This is a genomic window from Vibrio sp. B183 (genome assembly GCF_000740665.1).
In the GTDB taxonomy this organism is placed as follows: domain Bacteria; phylum Pseudomonadota; class Gammaproteobacteria; order Enterobacterales; family Vibrionaceae; genus Vibrio; species Vibrio coralliilyticus.
On record NZ_JPQB01000013.1, the window covers coordinates 54,848 to 77,306 of the forward strand.

Sequence of the window (22,459 nt, forward strand, 5' to 3'; positions counted from 1 at the left end):
GTGTCATTTTACACATATTTAACATTACCCAAACGTTAGATAAACAAATGGCAGCGCCATGCTGCCATTTTTATTACATGAGATTTGAGAGTCAGCAAGGAGACTGACTGGCTCCCCCTCTCAAGACAAACACGAATTTCATATTCATGTTGATGCTATAAGCATAGTCGTTATTGATATTTTTATTAAAAATAAGTTTTTATCTAGCCGAATTAAGGGCGAACACACTCCCAACTCGGACAGCAAGCCAGTCCGATTCTCCCCCGTACTTGGTTGGGAGTGTGTTCAATCTTATTAATGGAACTCTATCCTTTGTTCTGTTTTCGCATCAAAGAATACCGCTTTTGACAGATCAAAATGCAGGGGAGCAACCTGGCCAACACGAGCATCAAACTCCGGAGACAGTCGACATGCCACCTCCTGATCGTTGACCTTAATCATCGCGATAGTATCTGGCCCAGTGGGTTCCAGAACCTCAAGTTGCAGATCAAGTTGCGTGGTAGCGCTCGATTCCTCATTTTCTTTTTCTGTAATGTGCTCTGGGCGTAAACCAATCACAACTTCCTTACCATCTTGCTCACGCATTGAGTTAGGTAAACGGATATGGTGTTCCTGATCGTTACCACCTTTAACTTTAATCACAGGCTGCTGTTCATCATCAAGATCAACCATGGTCTTAATGAAGTTCATCGATGGTGATCCCATAAAACCGGCAACAAACATATTGTTGGGCGTATTGTAGATTTCCTGAGGTGTGCCCAGTTGCTGCAATTCACCATCTTTCATCACGGCAATGCGATCAGCCAAAGTCATGGCTTCAATCTGATCATGAGTAACATAAACAATGGTGGTATTGAGTTGCTGATGAAGGCGTTTGATCTGATGACGCATTTCGACACGGAGTTTTGCGTCCAGATTCGATAATGGTTCATCAAACAGATATAACTTAGGTCGACGCGCTAAGGCTCGTCCCATCGCAACACGCTGACGCTGACCACCTGATAGCTGAGATGGCTTACGGTCAAGCAGATGGTCGATTTGTAGCATCTCTGCCACACGCTGCACTTCAGCATTAATCTCAGCCTCGAGCATTTTACGGATCTTAAGGCCAAACGCGATGTTGCCACGCACCGTCATGTTCGGGTACAAAGCGTACGACTGGAAAACCATCGCAATATCACGATCTTTTGGCTCCACGACTGAGACATCACGGCCATCGATCACGATTTCACCTGAACTGATACCTTCTAGGCCAGCAATGGTATTCATCAGGGTTGATTTACCACAGCCCGATGGGCCAACCAAAATCAGAAACTCCCCCGAGTCAATGCTGATATCGATTCCCTTGAGGGTTTCCTGTTCCGCTTTTGGGTAGGTTTTACGGATCTGTTTGAGTTCTAAAGTTGCCATTATGATTATCCTTTTACTGATCCGGCGGTCAGGCCACGAACAAAATATTTTCCTGCCAGCACGTAAACCAGCAACGTCGGTAGAGCGGCGATGATGGCCGCGGCCATATCCACGTTGTATTCCTTCACACCTGTACTGGTATTCACTAGGTTGTTAAGTGCTACTGTAATCGGCTGTGTGTCGGATCCTGAATACACCACACCAAACAAGAAATCGTTCCAGATCGATGTGAACTGCCAAATCACGGTCACCATGATGATTGGCGTTGAAAGTGGCAGCAGGATTTTGAAGAAGATGGTAAAGAAGCCCGCCCCATCCAATTTTGCTGCTTTGATCAACTCATCAGGAATGCTGATGTAGAAGTTGCGGAAGAACAACGTCGTAAAAGCCATACCGTAGATAACGTGAACGGTCACTAAGCCCGCCGTTGTATTCGCTAAGCCCAACTTACCTAGTACCGCCGCCATAGGCAGCAAGATGACCTGAAATGGGATAAAACAGCCAAACAGCAATAAGCTAAAGAAGAGGTTCGAGCCACGGAACTGCCACTTAGTCACAACATAGCCATTGAAAGCGCCAAGTAAGGTTGAGATCGCAACAGCAGGGATTACCATCTGGAAAGAGTTCCAGAAATAGCCTTTCACACCTTCACATTTCACTCCAGTGCAAGCTCCGTCCCAAGCTTTATACCAAGCATCAAACACCCACTCTTTAGGTAGGCTCATCAAATTACCCGCTTTGATATCTGGTAAGGTTTTGAATGACGTGATGACCATGACAAACAATGGCATCAGGTAAACCAGACAGAAGAAAATCAGCGCTGAGTATATGAACAGGCGAGCAAAATTCATGTTATTGGTCATGATTTTTTCTCCCTAAGCTCGGAATACAAATACGGCACCAGAATGGCAAGAATTCCGGCTAGCATCATCATGGCACTGGCAGCACCAAGGCCAATCTGACCACGCGTAAATGAATGGGCATACATAAACAATGCAGGTAAATCCGAGGAATAACCCGGCCCCCCAGCCGTCATTGCGGTCACTAAATCAAAACTCTTAATCGCTATATGCGATGTAATAATTACCGCGCTGAAGAACACAGGCCTTAGGCAAGGAAGAATAATTTTTACGTAAATCGTCGGTAGGTTAGCACCATCAATTTGAGCGGCTTTGATGATCGATGAATCGATACCACGAAGACCCGCGAGGAACATCGCCATTACAAAACCAGAAGATTGCCATACTGCAGCGATGACTAACGTGTAAACCGCCATATCAGAGTCTACCAACCAGTCGAATTTGAAGTCTGTAAATCCCCAGTCGTGCATCAGTTTCTCGATGCCCAGACCTGGGTTTAGAATCCATTTCCAAGCCGTACCAGTAACAATGAACGACAACGCCATCGGATAGAGATAAATAGTACGAATCGCCCCTTCCTGACGAATATTTTGATCGAGCAATATTGCTAGACCGACACCTAAGCCGATTGCGACCAGCATAAATAGCAGGCCAAAAATGCCTAAGTTTGAAATCGAAGTGATCCAACGGTCGTTGTCCATTAGCTTTTCGTACTGGGTAAAACCGACAAAATTAAAGCTAGGTAGAAATCGAGAGTTGGTCATAGATAGTGCGGCAGTCCAGAAGATGTAGCCGTAAATACACACCACAGTAACCAACATGGTCGGTGCTAATACGATCTTCGGTAGCCAGGTTTGTAGCCTGTCAGCAAAGCTTGGCTTATAGACAGACTGACTTTTTGACCCAGTCAAAACATGCTCCATAACGAATCCTTGTGACACTTTCCCTGAAAGTAAGTCTTAGAAGGAAAGGACAAGCAGGCTCCCCACAAGCCTGCCTGCCCTTGGGGGTGACAGAATAAAGCGCCGTTAGATCGCCGCTTTTACTGCTTTCGCCAGTTTCTGCGCGGCGTCTTGCGGATTGGCATCTTTGTCGTTAAAGAAGTTAGTCACAACGTCAAAGATCGCGCCTTGTGCGTAGCTGGTTGTTGACATGCCGTGCGCCATACTTGGTACGAGATCACCGGATTTCGCCGTCGCTTTAAACTCGTCCATTGAATCCAGTGCACACTTATCAAACTTCGACATATCCATATCCAGACGCACTGGAATAGAACCTTTATTCAGGTTGAACACTTCTTGGAATTTAGGGTCAAGAATGGTGGCTGCCAACGCTTTTTGCGCTTGTTGGTTGCCTGATTCGCCTAGCTCAAAGAAAGCAAAGCTGTCGACGTTATGAGTAAACTGACCTGCGGTACCCGGAGCTGGCACACAGACATAATCTTTACCTGCCACTTTGCCGGCTGCTGAGAATTCGCCTTTCGCCCAGTCACCCATGATTTGCATCGCCGCTTCACCATTGATCACCATAGAAGTCGCAACATTCCAGTCACGACCCGGCGAGTTCGAGTCGATGTAATCATGCATTTTCTGGAATTTGGCAAACACTTCGACCATCTTATCGCCAGACAGAACATCCATATCCAACTCAACAAAAGCTTTCACGTAGTCTTCGCTGCCTAGAACATCAAGCGCAACCGCTTCAAACACGGTTGCGTCCTGCCATGGCTGACCGCCGTGAGCCAGCGGGATTAGACCTGCTGCTTTAATTTTGTCACCTGCGACAAAAAACTCATCCAAGGTCGTTGGGACTTTTGCGCCCGCTTTTTCAAATACCGCTGGGTTTGCCCAAAGCCAGTTCACACGGTGAACGTTGACTGGTACAGCCACAAAATCACCGTCCCACTTCATAACGTCGGTCACCATTTTTGGTACAACGCCATCCCAGTTACCTTTTTCTGCAACGTCATCAAGGTTAGTCAGAAAGCCCAGACCACCCCACTCTTGAATGTCGTGACCTTTGATCTGCGCCGCTGAAGGTGGGTTGCCTGACACCGCGCGAGTTTTCAGTACCGTCATCGCACTTTCACCACCGCCACCAGCAACCGCAAAATCTTTCCAGCTGTGGCCTTGCTCTTCCAACATGTCTTTCAGAACAGAAATGGATTTAGCTTCGCCACCCGAAGTCCACCAGTGAAGCACTTCAACTTCACCCGCTTGAGTCATAGAAGCCGCTGATAAAAGGGATAAGGTAAGTAGGGTTTTATTCATTTTCATTATTATCTTCCATGTATTGGATTAGACACAGGGCTGACAGCGAAAAAGCCCCTGTTTCATGTGTTCGAAAATGAGTGTATAGATTTGCACAGATTAGATTGAAACAAACCGTAATAGGAATGTAACAGCAATGTTACATTAAACTTCAAGTGTCGGTGGAATAAAGAGTTGCGCTCTTAAACCGCCTTGTGGACGATTGCTAATAATGAGATCTCCACCATGCCCATGCAGAATGTTACGGCAGATACCTAAGCCTAAACCGTGGCCTTGGTCATCAGAAGCTAAGCGAAAATACGGCTCAAAAACGGCTTCGAGCTTATCACTTGGTATGCCCGGTCCAACATCGTCAATCGAGACGGAAATCCATTCATCCGTCACTTCAATCGACACAGTGGCACTCTCTCCATATTTAACCGCATTATCGATTAAATTGGTCAACACTCGCTTAATGGCTAAGGGCTTAGCCACCATAGGTTCCATCTCGATTGGAGTAAAAGTGACACAATCGCTCTTAAAGTTCATCGGTTCGATTACCGACTGAATCATGGCATTGAGATCAATAAAGGCATTGTTCTCGTGTAAATCAGTGTCTTTCACACATTGAAGTGCGCCTTTGACCATCATCTCCAGCTCATCTAAGTCCTGATTGAATTTATGACGTTTTTTGTCGTCATCAAGTAGCTCAGCTCTTAAACGTAATCGAGTGATCGGCGTTTTGAGATCATGGGATATGGACGAAAACAGGTGCTCCCTATCAGCCACATAGCGCCTAATACGCTGCTGCATTCTGTTAAACGCTCGAGTCGCGGTGACCAGTTCACTCGCCCCTTCTTCACCTAATGGCGGCTGATCAATATCCATACTCATTTCATTGGCCGCTTTTGCTAAACGCTTTAAGGGTTTGACTTGTCGGCGCATTAACAGATAAGTCAGACCAAGCAACAAGGTCGTCGAGAAGAAAATAAACAGGATCTGCTCTCGGCCAATTAAGGTGTCATCCAATGTGACATAGGGTGCGGGAAGTAACGCAGCAATATAGACCCACTCATTGCTTTTAAGCTCGATCTGTACCACCAGAACAGGAGGATCAATGGGCGATAATGTTAAAGTATGATGCGCCCATGATTTGGGTAAATCACTAAGGTAGATATCATTCTTTAGTAGACGAAGATTGTGCGCATGAGAAAAGTCGACAGATATCGAAGACACTTTAGGTAGTTTGTCGTTGAGCACAGATTCCACCGCAGAAAGAGAGGCTCTTTTTAATTGTGTATCTGGAATGGGCTCAACAATCAGCTTTTCTTTGTTGAATGACACAAAGAAACGCGTGCCGCCCATATTACGAATCTGATCCAGCACAATATGACGATAGCGAGTCGGTAGGGATTGGAAGAAGGTCACCGTTGAAGCAAACATGTTCGCCATACTTTCTGAGGCCGATTGAATACCCGCCAGCTCTTTTTGCTTCGATTCGGTATACCAGATCGCCGTGGCAATACCCTGCGCTAATATCACCGCTAATAACGCTAACCCTAGAGTACGGGTTACCAAGGAATTGGGTTTTAGCCTACTTAACAGAGTATTCATCTATCAATGTTCAATACTGACAGGTACGGCGAGGATATAGCCATTTCCGCGCATAGTTTTAATATATTGCGGGTATTTTCCGCTATCACCCAGACGCTGACGCAAGCGACTCAACTGGACGTCAATACCTCGCTCAAAAGGAAGTGCCTCTCGCCCTCTGGTCGCAAAAGAGATCGTATCGCGATCTAAAACCTCATTCGGGCGCGAGAGAAACAGCATTAAGAGTGCAAAGTCACTGCCCGACAGATCGTGTTCTTCTTGGGTATCACTATGGGTAATTTTGTGCGCCAAGGTATCAAGTTGCCAGTCGCCAAACGTAATCTGTTTTGGTAGAGCGTCTGAACCTTTTTCTTCATTGATTTGAACCCGTCGCAAGACTGCTTTGATTCGAGCGATGAGCTGACGTGGATTAAATGGCTTGGCAATGTAGTCATCGGCACCAATTTCCAGACCGATGATCTGATCAGTTTCGTCCGACACTGCGGTCAGCATAATAATAGGTACATTCGAGTCGCGACGAATATGTTGGCACAAGGTAAAGCCATCATCACCCGGTAGCATCACATCAAGAAGCACCATATCGGGGTAGCCTTCTTGATCAAGGTGCGCCTTTAATTCTTCGCCATCCGCCACGGCGTTGACCTGATAACCCGCTTTGGTTAAGTATTCACCCAACAGCTCCCGAATTTCTAGATCATCATCTACAACAAGTATCTTTGCGTTCATTCACTTCAATTATTACTTACGATGTCTGGCTCTAGTTTAGAGATTAATAGGAATGGGGCAGATTGATAATATTGGATTATTTGATCACAAAACAGATTCAGATCACAACCTATTAACAAATATAAAAGTAATTCAGTGCTTTTTCACAAGAGAGGTCAATTAGGAAGAGCAGCTGATCTCCATTTTCTTCCCCCATTCGGGTGGCAGCTTAGCGTACTCGTCCATTTCCGGCTGCTCATCATAAGGATATTTGAGTAGTTCAGCGACTCGGTTCACTTCACTAAAATCGCCTTCTTCCGCTTTATCAATCGCCAGTTGAGCGAGATAATTACGCAATATGTATTTGGGGTTCACACGCCGCATGGCTTCGCAGCGCTCTGATGCTTCGATGGGAGAACCAGCTTCATCGGCTTCTTGTTCACATCGGGCAAGATAGTCTGTAAGCCATACTTTTACCGCTTCACGATCGGCAAACAAATCAATCACGACTTGGGGATCCGTACGGTCTAGATTGGATACCTCACGCATAAAGCGTGTGTAATCGACTTGGTTTTGCTCTAACAATTCGAACATAGATTGAAAGAGCTCACTGTCCTTTTCTCGCTTGCTCTGAAGGCCGAGTTTTCTTCGCATCAATCGGCTGAAACTCTTACCAAGTATACCTTCGTACTTCTCCAGTACTGATTCTAAGTCGTTCTTCTCAATGAGCGGGGTTAACGCGTGGGCAAGGGCCGATAAGTTCCACAATCCCACTCTAGGTTGCTGATCAAACGCATAACGGCCTTCGTAGTCAGAGTGGTTGCTGATGTAACTAGGATCATAATCGTCAAGAAATCCAAACGGTCCATAATCAAACGTCTCGCCAAGAATAGACATATTGTCGGTATTCATCACGCCGTGTGCAAAACCGTAAGCCTGCCAGTGCGCAATCAAGTTAGCTGTACCTTTGACCACATGTTCAAACATCGCTAAGTATGGTTTGTCAGTCTCGATGCAGTCCGGCCAGTACCACTCAATCACCTTATCAGATAGCAACTTCAGTTCGGCTATCTGATTGGTGTAAAAGAAATGCTCGAAGTGCCCAAAACGAATATGGCTCTGAGACATTCGCAGTAAAAGCGCGCCCTGCTCGGCTTTTTCACGGAAAACAAGAGTATCGCTGGTTAACATCCCTAACGCCCGTGTCGTTGGGATCCCTAAGCCTGCCATTGCCTCACTGCACAAATACTCTCTGATCGTGGAGCGCAATACCGCGCGCCCGTCACCCATCCTCGAATAAGGCGTTAATCCAGCACCTTTAAGGTGGATGTCAAATAAGATGCCTGACTGATTAGAAATTTCGCCCAGTAACAATCCCCGACCATCACCTAAATCAGGGTTGTAGATACCAAACTGATGACCCGCATACTTCATGGCCAAACAAGGGATAGGCATAGGTTTAAGTTCGCCAGCAAGCAAAGATTTCAGTGAGTCTTGTGGCGCTTGCAAAGGTAGGCTGAATTGGCGAGCAAGCTCACTGTTCCAAGCCACCCAGCGACTGTTGTCGAGCGCTTGCGGCTGAACATGGGTATAGAATGCTGAAGGAAATTGACTAAAGCGGTAGTTAAGGTTGAGCGACGACAGAGAAGACATATGCAGTCCATTTGCAAAGCTGTTATCGCAGAAAGTAGCATAAAGCGGAAAAATATGCTTTGAAAGCTGCCCTAATAAATGATTTTAAAAGTAAGTAGTTACACACCTATTAAGGCTTAGCTTCACTGACGTCCAATGTTAGATAAGAGCAAAAACACCCACAATACCAACAAGTGAAAATAGACAAGTACGGCTGATAACGCCAAAGTTAGAAGGTTGGATCATTTCTTGATGCTGCATACGTTCTCCTCGTTGTTTTTATTACATCTTAATTACAATATGATGAATTCGAAGACTTTTCTCAATACACACCAAGATTAAATTTTTATGACAATCTGAAAAATTTGAGAGCTTAGGCTAGTTTTTTTGAGTTTTAAAAAGTGTAAACAATAGGCTCCAGTGCAAACTTTGTAGTTAAATTGCGGCTAAAATTCGCGAAACTCGAATCAAATAACAACAATCGAATTTTAGGCTCGAACAGGTTGGAAGCAATTAATTATTTCAAGCCTAAGCTAATACGCACAAAGTTATCATCTTCGTAATCAACTTTATGTTCAAAAATTGCAGAAGCGTAAATGGTTCGAAGAATGGCATGCTTTTCGCCACGAGTACCACGAAATAGCATTGAAATATCAGCAGATAGACGATTGCGATTGTCAAAATGCGCATTCAAATCCGGTGACAGCACACACAATAGGCAGCCTTTAGGGTTAAAGGCCAAGTCGACTTCTTCTGGGCTAGAAACCAATACCGTCGTATTAAGTTCTTTCTCCAGCATGTTGATCAGCAGTAAAAAGCTATCAAGATGAGGCAGTTCATCGCCATGAATGGGCGAGAACAGATTACCAAGCATTGATTCCATATCCAGGCGCTGAGATCGAGCGTGGCTAACCAGGGAACGAACTTTCTTCTTAAAAGGTTTATATTTCTTGCTGTTAGCCGCTTTGTTCAGCCAAGCAGAAAGAATGTCGTTAATGTCCGAACGCGATTTTCGGCCTAAGACCTGTGCTGAATGATTGGTGTGCAGATGAAGCAATGCATGCAATGCTAGCTCAGACAGGAGAGGCTCAAACTCGGGTTTAATTTTGGTATGGATACTGCGCATGTTGTCTGAACGTATGGTGCCCTGTTCAAGCTTTAATCAATTTAGGTACTTTGAGAAGGAACGCCATGCTACAGAAAAGCTCAGCTTATGTACAGGTCGAATTTAGTGCGATAGTCACGCTATGATTGCAGCGCAATTTTCATCCTTCTACGAAACGACAAAACCCTGACAGCCGTTAAGCTATCAGGGTTTTCAAATAAATGGCACGCCCTGCAGGATTCGAACCTGCGACCACATGCTTAGAAGGCACGTGCTCTATCCAACTGAGCTAAGGGCGCGCTACAGGGAAAGGATTATACGAGTTCGAGTCCTTAAAACAAGGTCTTTTCTTAACATTCTGATCTAAATGACTAAAAAAAGGTCACCGAACTTCATTTTGATTAAAAACACCCCAAAGCAAACGTTTGCTTCTAGATGTTCGTCAAATTTTTTGCGACAATGCGCAGCAACTAAATAGCCATTCTATTTAAAGGAACGCCATGACTGCTCAAAATATTGATGGAACACTTATTTCTCAAACCGTTCGATCGGAAGTTGCCGCTCGTGTAAAAGCTCGGGTTAATGCGGGCTTAAGAGCGCCTGGCCTGGCTGTTGTGCTGGTCGGTGAAGATCCAGCATCTCAAGTGTACGTTGGAAGCAAACGTCGCGCGTGTGAAGAAGTAGGATTCGTATCAAAATCATTTGATCTTTCCGCTTCAACATCAGAAGAAGAATTGCTGTCTCTGATCGATGAGTTGAATGCTGACGAAGAAATTGATGGCATTCTGGTTCAGTTGCCATTACCAGCTGGTATTGATGCAACACATGTTTTAGAGCGTATTCACCCAGAAAAAGACGTTGATGGTTTCCACCCTTATAACGTTGGTCGTCTTGCTCAGCGTATTCCTAAGCTTCGTTCATGCACACCAAAAGGCATCATCACATTACTTGACCGCTACAATATTAATCTTCGCGGTCTGCATGCTGTTGTTGTGGGTGCTTCCAATATTGTTGGCCGCCCTATGACGCTTGAACTTCTGCTAGCTGGCTGTACAACGACCACTTGCCACCGATTCACCAAAGATCTCGAAAGCCATGTTCGTCAAGCAGACTTGGTGGTAGTGGCTGTGGGTAAACCTAACTTTATTCCAGGCAACTGGATCAAAGAAGGCGCTGTGGTGGTCGATGTCGGTATCAACCGCTTAGAGTCTGGCAAATTAGTGGGTGACGTCGATTACAAAAACGCAAAGGAAAGCGCAAGCTTTATTACTCCCGTTCCTGGTGGCGTTGGGCCAATGACAGTGGCCAGCTTGATTGAGAACACTATGTTGGCTTGTGAACAGTTTCACACCAAAAAGAAATAATAAAAAAAGCCACTCGCAAGAGTGGCTTTTTCAATCATCCGATATGAATCACAGCTTTTGTCGGCCTAATAGGGAATGTGAAAGCGTTGTTCCGTCCACCAGCTCCAATTCACCACCAACAGGGACACCATGAGCAATTCTGCTCGCCTGAACCTGATGTTCCTTACACAATTCAGCGATATAGTGAGCCGTTGCTTCCCCTTCGACCGTTGGATTAGTCGCGAGAATGACTTCGGAGACATCACCTCGGCGTAAGCGGTAATCGAGCACATCAAGGCCTATATCACTCGGACCAATTCCGTCAAGTGGTGACAAATGACCCATAAGAACAAAATAACGACCAGAGAACTGACCTGTGGATTCCACTGCAGCTATATCAGCCGGGCTTTCAACCACACAAATTTGACCATTTTCCTGACGTTTAGGATTGGTACAAATATGGCACGTTTCTTCTTCGGTAAAGGTGCGACATTCATTGCAGTGGCCGATTTCCGTCATCGCTTGGCTTAACGCGTCCGCCAACTGCAAACCACCCTTTCTATCGCGCTGTAACAAATGAAAGGCCATACGCTGAGCCGACTTGGGGCCAACCCCAGGTAGACAACGTAAGGCCTCCATCAATTGCTCCAGCATATGACTGGTGCGCATTAACTAACCCTATCGATTAGAAAGGCATTTTCATGCCTGGTGGTAGTTGCATACCTCCAGTCACGCCAGCCATTTTTTCTTTCTGAGTTTCTTCAACACGACGAGCAGCGTCGTTGAAAGCAGCAGCGATAAGGTCTTCTAGCATTTCTTTGTCGTCTTCCATCAGACTTTCATCGATCTCAACGCGACGCACACTGTGGCTACCCGTGATAGTGACTTTTACTAGACCAGCACCAGACTCACCTGTCACTTCCATATTTGCAATTTCTTCTTGAAGCTTTTGCATACGCTCTTGCATTTGCTGGGCTTGCTTCATTAGATTGCCCATACCGCCTTTACCAAACATGATTATCTCTCTGGTTATTTAGCTTATTTCGTTAATAGATGGGGTCGAAGTGTAAGTTTTCAACCCCAGACTTAAATTGGTCGTACACTGTCTTTATCCAGTTCAGCAGCAAATCGCTGCTCTATAAACTGGACATGATTGTCATTTTCTAGGCTGATAAAAGCCTGTTGCAATCTGCCTTGATAAAGCTTTTCTCTCAGCTCTAAAGGTGTTTCTCCACTGTCACCTACCTCAACAGTAAGATGGCATTCCTCACCGGTAGCTCTGTTGACTGCCTCGAGTAACTCACTTTGCGCGCGCTCAGTATTTAAGTGCGCTTGCTGAGGCCTTAATGTCAGTGCAATTGATGGGCCTTGTTTTTCAAAATGAGAGTTCAGAGCCAATTGTTCGGTCAGCTTTGCCGTATCCAACTGGCTAATCAGCTTCGCCCACTCATTTTTCTCTAAGCTCTCTTCTGCCAATTTTTGGGCCATTTCAGGCGTTTTTTCATGTTCCAACGCCTTTTTTATCTGAGTTGGAGTAAGTTCACTGCCCTGTTTTTCGACTTGAGGCAGTGTCGGCTTCCACTGATAAGGCTCATTCTTATCCGGCTCAGGTGTCGCTACTGATTGTGAGTTTGACAATGGCGACACCGGCATAGTTCCTGAGTGTCGCTGAGCAACTCGGTCAAGAACAGAATCTGATTTTTTTGCTGATGTCGCGTTAGCCTTTTTTGGCGTATTTCCTTGATTGTTCCCTTTGCGTTGAGAACGAAGCTGGTGACGCAATCCACTCACAGGCGATGTAGGTTGGTTCTGTTGCACTGAAGGCGGAACCTGCTGCTCTTGAGGCATAGATTGAACCGGTGCTTCATGCTGCGGAGGGGCGTAATCCATAGGCTCAGGACTATATTGCTCAGGCATGTAACCAGCCGGAGGTAACTCTTCTCGCTCCTGCGGATAGGAAGGAGTTGGTGCGACAGGCGGCGTTACATTGAGAGCAGGCGCACTAGAGACAGGTTGAGAGACTGAAACTGGTGTCGTCGGTTCTGACTTAGCAACATCTATCGAGATAGCATGTGCATGAGGTTTTGCCGACGGCCTGAATGCCATCATTCTCAGCACAATCATCTCTAGGCCGATACGCTCTGAAGGCGCTAAAGGTAGATCTTGGCGGCCTTTCAATGCAATTTGATAATACAGCTGAACATCTTGAGGCGCTAACGCACGGCTCAAGAGCTCTACTTTTTCTGCGTCAGGTTGCTCCTTGTCTAGGGTCGCAGGCAGTGCCTGATACATTGCGAGGCGGTGTAATTGAGTCGCAAGCTGTTGGAGTAGTCCATCCCATTCGACACCGTTTTTCGCTAAAGCCGATAAACTGTCCATCGCAACCTGAGGTTGCTTTGAGCTGATCGCCTCAAGCAAATGCAACGCCTGATCGGTATCCAGTGTACCCAACATATGCGCCACACTGTCGGCAAGCACCTGTCCATTCCCCAATGCAATAGCCTGATCACTTAAGCTTAGTGCATCACGCATACTGCCATCTGCGGCATGCGCAATCATTCCAAGCGCTCGGGGCTCAGAAGAAACTTGCTCATGCTTTAAAATATGATCCAATTGCTCATGGATATTATCAACACTGATTGGCTTAAGATGGAACTGCAAACAGCGAGATAAAATGGTAACTGGAAGCTTCTGAGGATCGGTTGTCGCCAGAAGGAATTTCACATACTCAGGCGGCTCTTCAAGTGTTTTAAGCAACGCATTAAAACTATGGCGCGAGAGCATGTGAACTTCATCGATTAGATAGACCTTAAATCGACCACGTGCAGGTTTGTATTGCACGTTATCAAGCAATTCACGAGTATCTTCAACTTTAGTGCGTGACGCTGCATCGATTTCTAATAGATCGACAAATCGGCCTTCATCGATTTCTCTACAGGTATCACAGGTACCACATGGCGTAGCGGTAATCCCTGTTTCACAGTTCAGCCCCTTGGCAAACAATCGACCTATGGTCGTTTTACCTACACCACGTGTCCCGCTAAACAAGTAGGCATGATGGAGCCTGTTCTGGGCTAAAGCATTTTCTAATGCTGTCAAAACATGGCTTTGCCCTACAACTTCATTAAACTTTGCAGGTCGCCACTTTCGAGCTAAAGCAAGGTAACTCATGAATATATCCGATTAATGGCCGTCAAATTCACAGATACTGTATACGTCGAGGCCCAAACCTTCTAGACGCTTGTCACCACCAATCTCTGGAAGATTGATAACGAATGCAGCATGTTCTACAACGCCACCCAACTGACGGATCAGTTTAGTGGTAGCTTCAATAGTGCCACCAGTCGCAAGAAGATCATCAACAACTAACACTTTATCACCTTCTGAAATCGCGTCAGTGTGGATTTCCAGTGTGTCAGTGCCGTACTCAAGCTCATAAGATTGTGCAACCGTCTCACGTGGCAATTTACCCGGTTTACGCACAGGCACAAAACCTAGCCCTAATTCCAGTGCAAGAGGAGCGCCAAAAAGAAAACCACGCGCTTCTGTACCAACAATCTTGGTAAAGCCCATGTCCTTGTACCTCTCAACTAATAGTTGGATCGTCGCTTGGTAAGCAGGAGCGTCTTCCATCAAGCTGGTCACGTCACGAAAGAGGATGCCTGGCTTTGGATAGTCTGGAATACTTTTGATGCTAGATTTGATCAGTGAGATTGTTTCAGTTGTCATAACTCATTTCTTAGATTGGCTAAGCGTTTACCTTATCGTGTCATTATGTGGCAAGCGCTAGCGAGGTTCTCAGCACAATTGGGTCATTAACAGCTGACTTAAATTATCTGTGCCTACAATAACAAACGCCCACTCGAAGAGCGGGCACACTTCTCTGCAATCTTAGTGATTTTCTTGCTTGTCAGCAAGGCGCTCAATCACAGGCAAACGAATAAACCAGGTCAATAAGATGATCAGCATAACCACCAGCATAATCTTTAACCAAAAGTGAGGAACAATCCAAATAGAAAAAGTAAAACTCGCAACCATACAGATGGCACCACGTGTTTTTACTTTACTGGTTACAGCACCATGCTGATGCCAATTGTCTAGAATAGGTCCGAACGTTTTGTGTTCATGCAGCCAACGATGGAAAGTTGGACTGCTGCGCATAAAACAAGCGCTAGCAAGAAGAATAAAAGGAGTCGTTGGGAGAAGAGGGAGGAATATGCCCAGAAAGCCTAGGCACAAACTTAAGCCACCAACAATATTTAAGCCAAATCTTTGAATACTGATGGTAAGCTCCGAGAAATCAGTTAGAAGCCCGCGTATCCGTTTACTACACGAATCCAAGTTAACGTGGCTGGTAGTGTTGGAATCAATAGAGCTGCAATAAAACCTAGAAAGTAGAAAATATTATAAGGTTCTTTGAAATCTTTGTCTGCCATGGGATTACTTCTCTAATGTAAGTGACGATTTTTCAAACCACGAGTTAAACTTTCGTTAAAACATTGGGTCATTTTTGTTTTGGCGGACTATACCTTAATCTCTTGCTCATAAACACCGAGCAAAAGAAGGGTTATTTCGATATTGAGCTCAATAACGAGGCAGCGCTTATGCACTGCCTCCGCGGAAAATGTCCAAGCTGAAACTACTTGACCCAAGACAGCTCAAAGTTAGCTGGCAAGCAGACTGTATTGGCAAATCGGTGGTAATAAAGTTCTTCGCGCAACTATCCCCTAGCCTCACACCCGCCGGGATGTGCTGAGAAAAATAGCCATTAGACCATTGGGCATCCAGCCCTGCCGGCAAAATAGACAAAGTACCTTCAGAGACATCAGCAATACCAAACATGGCATGCACTGGGCTAGCACAGTCTGAACAAGCTAAACCTTTCTCCAGCAAATCTGCAATGTCTTTGAGATCCGCGTTAAAACATTTAAGGTTACGTAAATAGTCATGGAATAAAGCGCGAACTAGTAAAGTAGTTGCCGCACCATGCTGGCCTTCACTTGCTGAATCAACAAGATAAAACGCAAACTGACCATTCATTAGCCACGCATAATCGAACACCAAAGGCATAACATCTGTTGACTGCAACAAGCGGTAGCTGCACTTCCAATCCCCCTGAGAGGTATCCTTATCTGGAAGTAATGCGTGAAGTAAATCTTTCGCAGCTATGGGATTATCTTCAAGATATTCTAGGTGCCAATGTAATTCCTGCTCTTCAGGCATATCGCCACTGTCTACACGAAACCATTGACTGGCGAAATCACGCTGGTCACACAGATGGTTGTCTGAGTCATCAAGTGTATTTTCGATTGCACTCGCAAGGTGCTCATGATTAGAAATGGGTTTTGGTAGGAAATCTTTAATACCAAAGCGAAGTGCTTTAGCAACATCAGACATTTCATCTGTTGCTGACACCACAATTAAAGGAAGAGATGGGTACTCTAAACTCACCTCTTCAACAAATTCGATACCGTCTAAAACAGGCATAGACAGGTCACAAAGGATGAGATCAGGCTCAGCGCTTCTTAACTTTTTCAGACCTTCTAAACCATTTTCAGCTTCGACAACCTGATAACCTTGAGCCTTAAGGAATCCACAAGTGATCTTACGGAAGACAGGATCATCATCGACTAGCATGATCAATTTTTGGCTGGCAGCCAGCTGAGTTGAGGGCGTTGTCGCCACTTCATATGTTTTATGCATAAACCTTCGCCTCACGCAACTAAAAACGTACAACTGCTGTTATTATTGTTTTTGTAAATTGTTTCAAACACTCATTTAAAAGTAGTCGCGAAAGTGTATTTATACAAATCTTCCACTTTGCGTCCTTGTTGCATACTATATGTATGCAATGTCAAAGATCGTAAAACTTGTTGATGTGACTCAACCTTTGACATCTGTTATAGATATAAATTACCCAAATTCGTAAAAAAATGTGTCGGACGTAATGAAATTAGATGATCTCAACCTTTTTAGGCTAGTCGTTGAAAATGGGAGTTATACTGCGACATCTCGCAAGACGATGATTCCCGTTGCAACAATCACACGACGCATACAAGCGTTAGAAGAGGCACTTAACCTTAGGTTATTAAACCGCCATGCTCGTAAACTTTCCCTTACGGAAGCCGGTGAACGTTTCTACAACGAATGCTCTCCCCTACTTAACCGATTGACCTCTGCAGCCGAAGAGATCACTGACGAATGCCGAGGCGCTGCAGGCAAAATCCGCATTTCCGCACCCTCAAACCTCACTAAGCGTAGAATGATGCCTATGCTGAATGAGTTTATGAAACACTACCCTGACATCAACATTGAACTAACGACTAGCAATCATGCTGATCAACTTGATCCGACAGAGTGGGATGTCATTTTCCGTGTCGGCCCTCAGAGAGATTCAAGCCTGATTGCGCGTAAGATAAGCTCAGTTGAGGACATATTAGTTGCCAGCCCTGAGTACTTAAAAAATAACCCTACTCCAAAACATGCAGAAGATTTACACAATCATTCCCTATTAAAAGGTGCACCTCTTCTTAAATGGCAACTCACCAACAGCAACGGTGAAACCGTCGTCAACAATGACAAAGGACGCTTCCAAGCAAGTACTCTTGATGTCGTACGCAGCGCGTGTTCCAACGGATTAGGGATCACCCTTATGCCAGATGCCATGCTTAAAAAGTACATTGAAGATGGCAGTTTAACGCGCGTACTCGAAGACTGGAGTGCGAACCCCCGCGATATCTATATGCTTTACAATCATAAAGATCACCTACCAGAAAAAGTACGCTTACTTATCGACTTTGTTATTGCCTACAATATTCACTAGATGAAGAAAGAGCTTGGACAAACCAAGCTCTTTTCCTAATCCCTACAGATACTCAACAAACTTACTCAGGTCACGCTCTGGTACCTTCATCGGTGTGCAAGCTGGTGTACCTAAATAGAGAAAACCGACAATTTCGTCGTCGCCTTCCAGTCCAAATGCTTGATGAACCGCTTGATGGAACATCCACTTGCCAGAACGCCAAAAACCTTGAAAGCCTTGAGCCACTGCCGCCATCTGCATCGCCTGAACCGCGCAACCCGCAGATAAGTATTGCTCTAATGCCGGTACTTTTTCGTGCTCAGTGACTTTTGCAATCACTGTGATAACCATAGGTGCACGGAATGGAGCATTTTTCAGCTTCTCTATTACCGCTTCTTCGCTGCTCTCTGCTTTGGCCGCTGAAACCAGAATGTCTGACAGCTTGTTCAGCCCTTCTCCCTGGGAAATAACAAAGCGCCAAGGCGTCAGGCCTGCATGATCCGGGGCTCTCAATCCTGCGCGGATTATGTTCTCAAGCACATGACCTTCTGGCGCTGGGCCAGACAATTTTGCTATTGAACGGCGGTTGAGCAACAAATCTAAAGCATCCATTTGAAATCCTTACTGAGTTTTTATAATTGCTTTGGTTTGATCATAACCTCAGGTTACAAAAAAGGCGAACCTTACGGCTCGCCTGATTGTCATCTAGTCGTGTATTACTCGTAGAACGATTTCTCTAACCCTGCTCGGGTCAACAAACCGTCACATGGAGCGAAACGATCACCATATTTCTGTGCGTGCTCGTTCATCATTTCTACCAGTTTCTTCACGCCAATCTGATCCATGTAGCGGAAAGGGCCGCCAAGGAAAGGAGGGAAGCCAATACCAAAAATAGCACCAATGTCACCGTCTCTAGGGCTACGAATAATGCCTTCGTCCAGACAACGAACCGCTTCGTTCAACATAGGTAGCACACAGCGCATCGCGATGTCTTTCTCTGCCATCTTAGACTCTGGTGATAAGCTCAATAGCTTATACACTGACTTGTCGACTTCCTTCTTCTTACCTTTATAGGTATAGAAACCCTTACCTGTCTTACGCCCTTTACGATTGTCATTCAGCAAGATATCGAACACGTCAGGACCTTGGAAACGTTCGCCTAATTCTTCAACCAGAATCGGCATAATCTTAGCACCGATATCGACGCCGACTTCGTCAAGCAAGGTGATAGGGCCTACTGGGAAGCCAAAGTTCAGCAAAGCTTTATCCAGTTGCTCTATCGGCTCACCAGACATCAACACTTGCGCTGCTTCATTCATGTACGGAGCAAGAATACGGTTCACGTAGAAACCTGCGCAATCTTTAACAACAATCGGCGTTTTACCTTGCTTACGTGCAAACTCAACTACAGTCGAGATTGTTTCATCAGACGTTGTTTCATGAGGAATCACCTCAACCAACGGCATTTTTTCTACTGGGCTAAAGTAATGAAGGCCTACGATGTTTTCAGGTCGCTGCGCTTTGTCCGCTATCTGATGAATAGGCAGCGAAGAGGTATTAGTAGCAAAAATAGCGGTATCTTTCGCATTCTCTTCCACATCAGCAACCATTTGCTGCTTCAGGTTCAAATCTTCAAATACGGCTTCAACGACAACATCCGCGTGATTGAAACTGGTGAAATCTGTACCACCTGACATTTGAAGCATTTTGGATTGCAGTTGTGCTTTAGAAATAATGCGACGCTTACGCTGCTTATCAAACAACTTGTAGTTGTACTTCAATGCGTTAAGAACACCATCATTAGAGACATCTTTAATACGCACTGGAACTTTCGCTTTCGAGACGCTGACGTGGCTAATTCCAGCACCCATCAGGCCACCACCAAGAACCGCTGCACGTTCAATCGCTTTAGGCTCAGCATCGCTGCCATTCTCTTTCTTCATCTCAGTTGTCGCGAAGAAAATAGAGCGAAGTGCTTTCGACTCTGAGGTCATTACTAACTCACCAAAGCGCTGCGCTTCTTTTCCCTGGCCTTTCTCAAACCCTTTCTCTAGGCCGTAGCGAATCACTTCTAGGATTGCCTCTGCCGCTGGATAATTGCCACGAGTCTTTTCGATGGTTTTCTTAGATGCTTGTTCAAAGATCACTTTACGACCAAGACCGGTATTAGCGATCAGTTTCTCTTTCGTCGAAACCTTACGTTTGGCTCGCGATTTTCCAGCATGCTTTTCGACAAAGCTCTTCGCAACCTCAAGTAAAATAGTCTCAGGTACCACAGCGTCCACGACACCAAGCTTCTTGGCTTTTTTAGCGCGTAACTGCTTTCCTGTAAGAATCATATCCAGAGATGGCAACAATCCGATAAGACGTGGCAGTCGCTGCGTACCACCAGAACCCGGCAGAAGACCAAGTTGCACTTCTGGCAAACCTAAACGGGTTTTATCTGAATTGGTACAAACACGGTAATCACATGCGAGAGCAAGCTCCAAACCACCACCTAAGCACGGACCGTGAATAGCAGCGATAACAGGATATGGTAGGTCAGAGAGCTGTTGAAACATCTGCTGGCCTTGCTCAGCTAGTGCTTGAGCTTCTGACGCACTATTACATGCGTCCAGCATCCTAACATCAGCACCTGCGATGAAGTTATCAGGTTTCAGAGAGTGGACAATTAAACCTTTTACTGAGGATTTTTTCTCCTTCAGTTGAGTAAAGATGTCTTCCATCTCCTGAGCAAACGCTGCCTGCAAGGTGTTCATTTTCTCACCCGGAACATCAATAGACAGCCAGGCGATATCTTGTTCGTCTATTTTTAACTCAAACGCTTTTTGCTCGCTCATTACTCAACCTCCAAAACCATAGCTGCACCCAAACCACCTGCGGCACACGCTGTATTCAGCGCCAGTCCACCACCTCGACGTTTTAGCTCTCTCAACGTCTGAGTAATCATTCGTGCGCCAGTGGCTGCAAATGGGTGACCATAAGCAATTGAACCACCAAGCACATTGAACTTATCCATATCGATTTCACCAATCGCTTTAGAGCGACCCAGTTGCTCTTGTGCAAACTTATCAGAAGCAAACATCTTCACATTGGATAAGGTTTGAGCTGCAAATGCTTCATGCATATCAATCAAAGTAAGGTCGGACAGTTCAATACCCGCTCTGTCGAGCGCCATCGGTGTTGAGTAAGAAGGCCCCATCAGCATATCGGTTTCAACACCAATAGCAGAGAATGCGTAAGAGCGGATGTAGCCCATAATTTCAAGGCCCAGCTCTTTCGCTTTACCTTCACGCATCAGCATAATTGCCGCTGCGCCATCTGTAAGTGGAGTACTGTTCGCTGCGGTTACGCTGCCATATTGACGATCAAAAGCAGGGCGTAATTTCGCGTAACCTTCAAGGATAGAGTCATGGCGAATGTTGTTATCTTGCGAGATCCACTTTTTGTACGGTTCAGGGAATGCCGTCATGACTTCCCCTTCAATTTTCCCGTCATTCCAAGCTTGAGCGGCAAGAGTATGAGATCGATGCGCCAACGCATCCTGCTCTAGACGGGTAATCGAATGTGATTTCGCCATCTGCTCAGCGGTTTGACCCATCGACAAGCCTGTTGAGTATTCTGCAACCGCTGGAGGTACCGGCATCAGATCTTTAAATGATAGACTTTTAAGAATTTTGAGCTTTTGGCCCATGGTTTTAGTTTTGCTCAGCGCCAGCAGATTTGCGGCAAGCTTTTTAGAAACACCAATAGGTAAAACAGAAGAAGAATCCGCACCGCCCGCGATACCTACATCGATAGTGCCTGACATAATGCTCTCTGCCACATTCACTGCAGACTGAAAGCTCGTCGCACAAGCGCGCGTCACACTGTAGGCATCGGTATGAATGTTCATTCCCGTACCTAATACAATCTCACGTGCGATGTTCGGAGCTTCCGGCATTTGCACAACCTGACCGAATACCACTTGATCAATCAACTTTGGATCAATCTCTGTGCGAGCCATCATTTCACTAACTACCATTTTACCTAGATCAACCGCTGGAACTTGGCTGAACTCAGTACTTTGGCGTGCAAATGGCGTACGCAAACCAGCGACGACTGCGACGCGCTCTCCGGAACGCGTTTTCACTTCCTGCTTGCCCATTGTTTCTCCTTTAAGAATAAGAGGTCTGACCAGAGATATTGTAATCAGAATGTTAACACAATCAAACGGCCGTTTAAATAAACGTGACTTAGGATGGAAAAGCAATTTAAACCAAGAGAATGAACTAAAGCTGAACGCAACAGTCATTTATAGAACAAATAGCTTGCAGACAAAGACTTAGTCCAGACAATCTGTGAGCGAAAAGCTCTATCATCTATAATTGCTATAGAAGTATTAAGTGTGGGCAAAAAAAAACCACACAGAACTGTGTGGTCGGAATATATAAAACAATTAACTTACGCCAATTGAAAATAATCAGTTTCCTGATTAGGAGAAAGTAAAGTCAGCCTTCAAAAGGAAGTGTCATCTTGCTCAACTTGTTAGTCATAAGACCAACTAGATGACAAGGAGTACTATAACCTTTGAAATTCATCGGATTTTGAAATAGATCAAGTTTAAGTGGATTTATCCCCCTAATTCGATTTTATAAAATAATCCTATTCACTTTCACTCTAACAGTAGCTATGAGAACATTCGCTTGCACATAAAGTTGGACATACCCGTTTGATTTAGGTCTCACGCTATAGCCTTT

20 protein-coding genes and 1 tRNA gene are annotated in these 22,459 nt (G+C 45.3%); 2 read left to right on the forward strand and 19 right to left on the reverse strand.

The window, feature by feature from the left end; translation table 11 throughout:
- Positions 1 to 294: 294 nt before the first annotated feature.
- From IX95_RS13970 to IX95_RS14010, 9 genes are all read right to left on the reverse strand, one after another.
- The gene (locus tag IX95_RS13970) at positions 295 to 1,410 is read right to left on the reverse strand and encodes an ABC transporter ATP-binding protein (protein ID WP_038161023.1); all 1,116 of its coding nucleotides are present in this window, start codon (positions 1,408 to 1,410) and stop codon (positions 295 to 297) included.
- Positions 1,411 to 1,415: 5 nt separating this feature from the next.
- Positions 1,416 to 2,273, reverse strand: a complete 858-nt coding sequence (locus IX95_RS13975) for a carbohydrate ABC transporter permease (RefSeq protein ID WP_019277875.1) — start codon at positions 2,271 to 2,273, stop codon at positions 1,416 to 1,418.
- Positions 2,270 to 3,193, reverse strand: a complete 924-nt coding sequence (locus tag IX95_RS13980) for a carbohydrate ABC transporter permease (RefSeq protein ID WP_006959370.1) — start codon at positions 3,191 to 3,193, stop codon at positions 2,270 to 2,272. The genes IX95_RS13975 and IX95_RS13980 overlap by 4 nt, the downstream gene beginning before the upstream one ends.
- Positions 3,194 to 3,298: 105 nt before the next feature.
- The gene (locus IX95_RS13985; RefSeq protein WP_006959371.1) at positions 3,299 to 4,546 is read right to left on the reverse strand and encodes an ABC transporter substrate-binding protein; all 1,248 of its coding nucleotides are present in this window, start codon (positions 4,544 to 4,546) and stop codon (positions 3,299 to 3,301) included.
- 138 nt (positions 4,547 to 4,684) lie between these two features.
- Positions 4,685 to 6,133 (reverse strand): ATP-binding protein, encoded by a 1,449-nt coding sequence (locus IX95_RS13990; RefSeq protein ID WP_038161026.1) that lies wholly within the window; start codon positions 6,131 to 6,133, stop codon positions 4,685 to 4,687.
- A gap of 3 nt (positions 6,134 to 6,136) precedes the next feature.
- Complete coding sequence (locus IX95_RS13995; RefSeq protein WP_038161029.1) at positions 6,137 to 6,859, reverse strand: response regulator; 723 nt, start codon at positions 6,857 to 6,859, stop codon at positions 6,137 to 6,139.
- A 159-nt stretch (positions 6,860 to 7,018) separates the two neighbouring features.
- On the reverse strand, positions 7,019 to 8,491 hold the full coding sequence (locus tag IX95_RS14000; RefSeq protein WP_038161032.1) for a protein adenylyltransferase SelO: 1,473 nt from the start codon (positions 8,489 to 8,491) through the stop codon (positions 7,019 to 7,021).
- Between the two features lie 496 nt (positions 8,492 to 8,987).
- The gene (locus IX95_RS14005) at positions 8,988 to 9,596 is read right to left on the reverse strand and encodes a DUF2913 family protein (RefSeq protein ID WP_038161035.1); all 609 of its coding nucleotides are present in this window, start codon (positions 9,594 to 9,596) and stop codon (positions 8,988 to 8,990) included.
- Positions 9,597 to 9,797: 201 nt separating this feature from the next.
- Positions 9,798 to 9,874: transfer RNA gene (locus tag IX95_RS14010), tRNA-Arg, on the reverse strand.
- A gap of 201 nt (positions 9,875 to 10,075) precedes the next feature.
- On the opposite strand from IX95_RS14010, the gene folD reads away from it, so the two are divergent.
- A complete protein-coding gene (gene folD / locus IX95_RS14015; RefSeq protein WP_038161037.1) occupies positions 10,076 to 10,939 on the forward strand; it encodes a bifunctional methylenetetrahydrofolate dehydrogenase/methenyltetrahydrofolate cyclohydrolase FolD in 864 nt (287 codons plus the stop codon).
- A gap of 48 nt (positions 10,940 to 10,987) precedes the next feature.
- On the opposite strand, the gene recR is transcribed toward folD, so the two are convergent.
- The 7 genes from recR to IX95_RS14050 form a co-directional block, all read right to left on the reverse strand.
- Positions 10,988 to 11,587 (reverse strand): recombination mediator RecR, encoded by a 600-nt coding sequence (recR, locus tag IX95_RS14020; RefSeq protein ID WP_006959387.1) that lies wholly within the window; start codon positions 11,585 to 11,587, stop codon positions 10,988 to 10,990.
- A 16-nt stretch (positions 11,588 to 11,603) separates the two neighbouring features.
- Complete coding sequence (locus IX95_RS14025) at positions 11,604 to 11,933, reverse strand: YbaB/EbfC family nucleoid-associated protein (protein WP_006959389.1); 330 nt, start codon at positions 11,931 to 11,933, stop codon at positions 11,604 to 11,606.
- Between the two features lie 71 nt (positions 11,934 to 12,004).
- Positions 12,005 to 14,089: a DNA polymerase III subunit gamma/tau gene (gene dnaX, locus IX95_RS14030; protein WP_038161041.1), complete on the reverse strand. Its 2,085-nt coding sequence runs from the start codon at positions 14,087 to 14,089 to the stop codon at positions 12,005 to 12,007.
- A gap of 12 nt (positions 14,090 to 14,101) precedes the next feature.
- Complete coding sequence (apt, locus tag IX95_RS14035) at positions 14,102 to 14,647, reverse strand: adenine phosphoribosyltransferase (protein WP_038161043.1); 546 nt, start codon at positions 14,645 to 14,647, stop codon at positions 14,102 to 14,104.
- 162 nt (positions 14,648 to 14,809) lie between these two features.
- Entirely contained in the window at positions 14,810 to 15,175 is a 366-nt protein-coding gene (locus tag IX95_RS14040; protein ID WP_050778619.1) for a YbaN family protein, read from the reverse strand.
- Positions 15,176 to 15,222: 47 nt separating this feature from the next.
- Positions 15,223 to 15,354: a hypothetical protein gene (locus tag IX95_RS26950; RefSeq protein WP_006959397.1), complete on the reverse strand. Its 132-nt coding sequence runs from the start codon at positions 15,352 to 15,354 to the stop codon at positions 15,223 to 15,225.
- Between the two features lie 166 nt (positions 15,355 to 15,520).
- Positions 15,521 to 16,621, reverse strand: a complete 1,101-nt coding sequence (locus IX95_RS14050) for a response regulator (protein ID WP_038161045.1) — start codon at positions 16,619 to 16,621, stop codon at positions 15,521 to 15,523.
- A gap of 244 nt (positions 16,622 to 16,865) precedes the next feature.
- Here IX95_RS14050 and IX95_RS14055 point away from each other — a divergent pair, with 244 nt between their 5' ends.
- On the forward strand, positions 16,866 to 17,741 hold the full coding sequence (locus IX95_RS14055) for a LysR family transcriptional regulator (protein WP_019277863.1): 876 nt from the start codon (positions 16,866 to 16,868) through the stop codon (positions 17,739 to 17,741).
- Positions 17,742 to 17,783: 42 nt separating this feature from the next.
- Here the strand turns inward: IX95_RS14055 and IX95_RS14060 are convergent, their stop codons facing one another.
- From IX95_RS14060 to fadI, 3 genes are all read right to left on the reverse strand, one after another.
- The gene (locus tag IX95_RS14060) at positions 17,784 to 18,332 is read right to left on the reverse strand and encodes an NAD(P)H nitroreductase (RefSeq protein WP_006959402.1); all 549 of its coding nucleotides are present in this window, start codon (positions 18,330 to 18,332) and stop codon (positions 17,784 to 17,786) included.
- A 104-nt stretch (positions 18,333 to 18,436) separates the two neighbouring features.
- Positions 18,437 to 20,560 carry a fatty acid oxidation complex subunit alpha FadJ gene (gene fadJ, locus IX95_RS14065; RefSeq protein WP_038161048.1) on the reverse strand — a complete coding sequence of 708 codons (2,124 nt, stop codon included), beginning with the start codon at positions 20,558 to 20,560 and terminating at the stop codon, positions 18,437 to 18,439.
- On the reverse strand, positions 20,560 to 21,867 hold the full coding sequence (gene fadI, locus IX95_RS14070) for an acetyl-CoA C-acyltransferase FadI (protein ID WP_038161051.1): 1,308 nt from the start codon (positions 21,865 to 21,867) through the stop codon (positions 20,560 to 20,562). The genes fadJ and fadI overlap by 1 nt, the downstream gene beginning before the upstream one ends.
- Positions 21,868 to 22,459: the final 592 nt, after the last annotated feature.

What these genes read in the sequence shown, in the direction of transcription:
- IX95_RS13970 (WP_038161023.1), bottom strand. Translation starts at nt 1,410, where the DNA reads ATGGCAACTTTAGAACTCAAACAGATCCGTAAAACCTACCCAAAAGCG.
- IX95_RS13975 (WP_019277875.1), bottom strand. Translation starts at nt 2,273, where the DNA reads ATGACCAATAACATGAATTTTGCTCGCCTGTTCATATACTCAGCGCTG.
- IX95_RS13980 (WP_006959370.1), bottom strand. Translation starts at nt 3,193, where the DNA reads ATGGAGCATGTTTTGACTGGGTCAAAAAGTCAGTCTGTCTATAAGCCA.
- IX95_RS13985 (WP_006959371.1), bottom strand. Translation starts at nt 4,546, where the DNA reads ATGAAAATGAATAAAACCCTACTTACCTTATCCCTTTTATCAGCGGCT.
- IX95_RS13990 (WP_038161026.1), bottom strand. Translation starts at nt 6,133, where the DNA reads ATGAATACTCTGTTAAGTAGGCTAAAACCCAATTCCTTGGTAACCCGT.
- IX95_RS13995 (WP_038161029.1), bottom strand. Translation starts at nt 6,859, where the DNA reads ATGAACGCAAAGATACTTGTTGTAGATGATGATCTAGAAATTCGGGAG.
- IX95_RS14000 (WP_038161032.1), bottom strand. Translation starts at nt 8,491, where the DNA reads ATGTCTTCTCTGTCGTCGCTCAACCTTAACTACCGCTTTAGTCAATTT.
- IX95_RS14005 (WP_038161035.1), bottom strand. Translation starts at nt 9,596, where the DNA reads ATGCGCAGTATCCATACCAAAATTAAACCCGAGTTTGAGCCTCTCCTG.
- folD (WP_038161037.1), top strand. Translation starts at nt 10,076, where the DNA reads ATGACTGCTCAAAATATTGATGGAACACTTATTTCTCAAACCGTTCGA.
- recR (WP_006959387.1), bottom strand. Translation starts at nt 11,587, where the DNA reads ATGCGCACCAGTCATATGCTGGAGCAATTGATGGAGGCCTTACGTTGT.
- IX95_RS14025 (WP_006959389.1), bottom strand. Translation starts at nt 11,933, where the DNA reads ATGTTTGGTAAAGGCGGTATGGGCAATCTAATGAAGCAAGCCCAGCAA.
- dnaX (WP_038161041.1), bottom strand. Translation starts at nt 14,089, where the DNA reads ATGAGTTACCTTGCTTTAGCTCGAAAGTGGCGACCTGCAAAGTTTAAT.
- apt (WP_038161043.1), bottom strand. Translation starts at nt 14,647, where the DNA reads ATGACAACTGAAACAATCTCACTGATCAAATCTAGCATCAAAAGTATT.
- IX95_RS26950 (WP_006959397.1), bottom strand. Translation starts at nt 15,354, where the DNA reads ATGGCAGACAAAGATTTCAAAGAACCTTATAATATTTTCTACTTTCTA.
- IX95_RS14050 (WP_038161045.1), bottom strand. Translation starts at nt 16,621, where the DNA reads ATGCATAAAACATATGAAGTGGCGACAACGCCCTCAACTCAGCTGGCT.
- IX95_RS14055 (WP_019277863.1), top strand. Translation starts at nt 16,866, where the DNA reads ATGAAATTAGATGATCTCAACCTTTTTAGGCTAGTCGTTGAAAATGGG.
- IX95_RS14060 (WP_006959402.1), bottom strand. Translation starts at nt 18,332, where the DNA reads ATGGATGCTTTAGATTTGTTGCTCAACCGCCGTTCAATAGCAAAATTG.
- fadJ (WP_038161048.1), bottom strand. Translation starts at nt 20,560, where the DNA reads ATGAGCGAGCAAAAAGCGTTTGAGTTAAAAATAGACGAACAAGATATC.
- fadI (WP_038161051.1), bottom strand. Translation starts at nt 21,867, where the DNA reads ATGGGCAAGCAGGAAGTGAAAACGCGTTCCGGAGAGCGCGTCGCAGTC.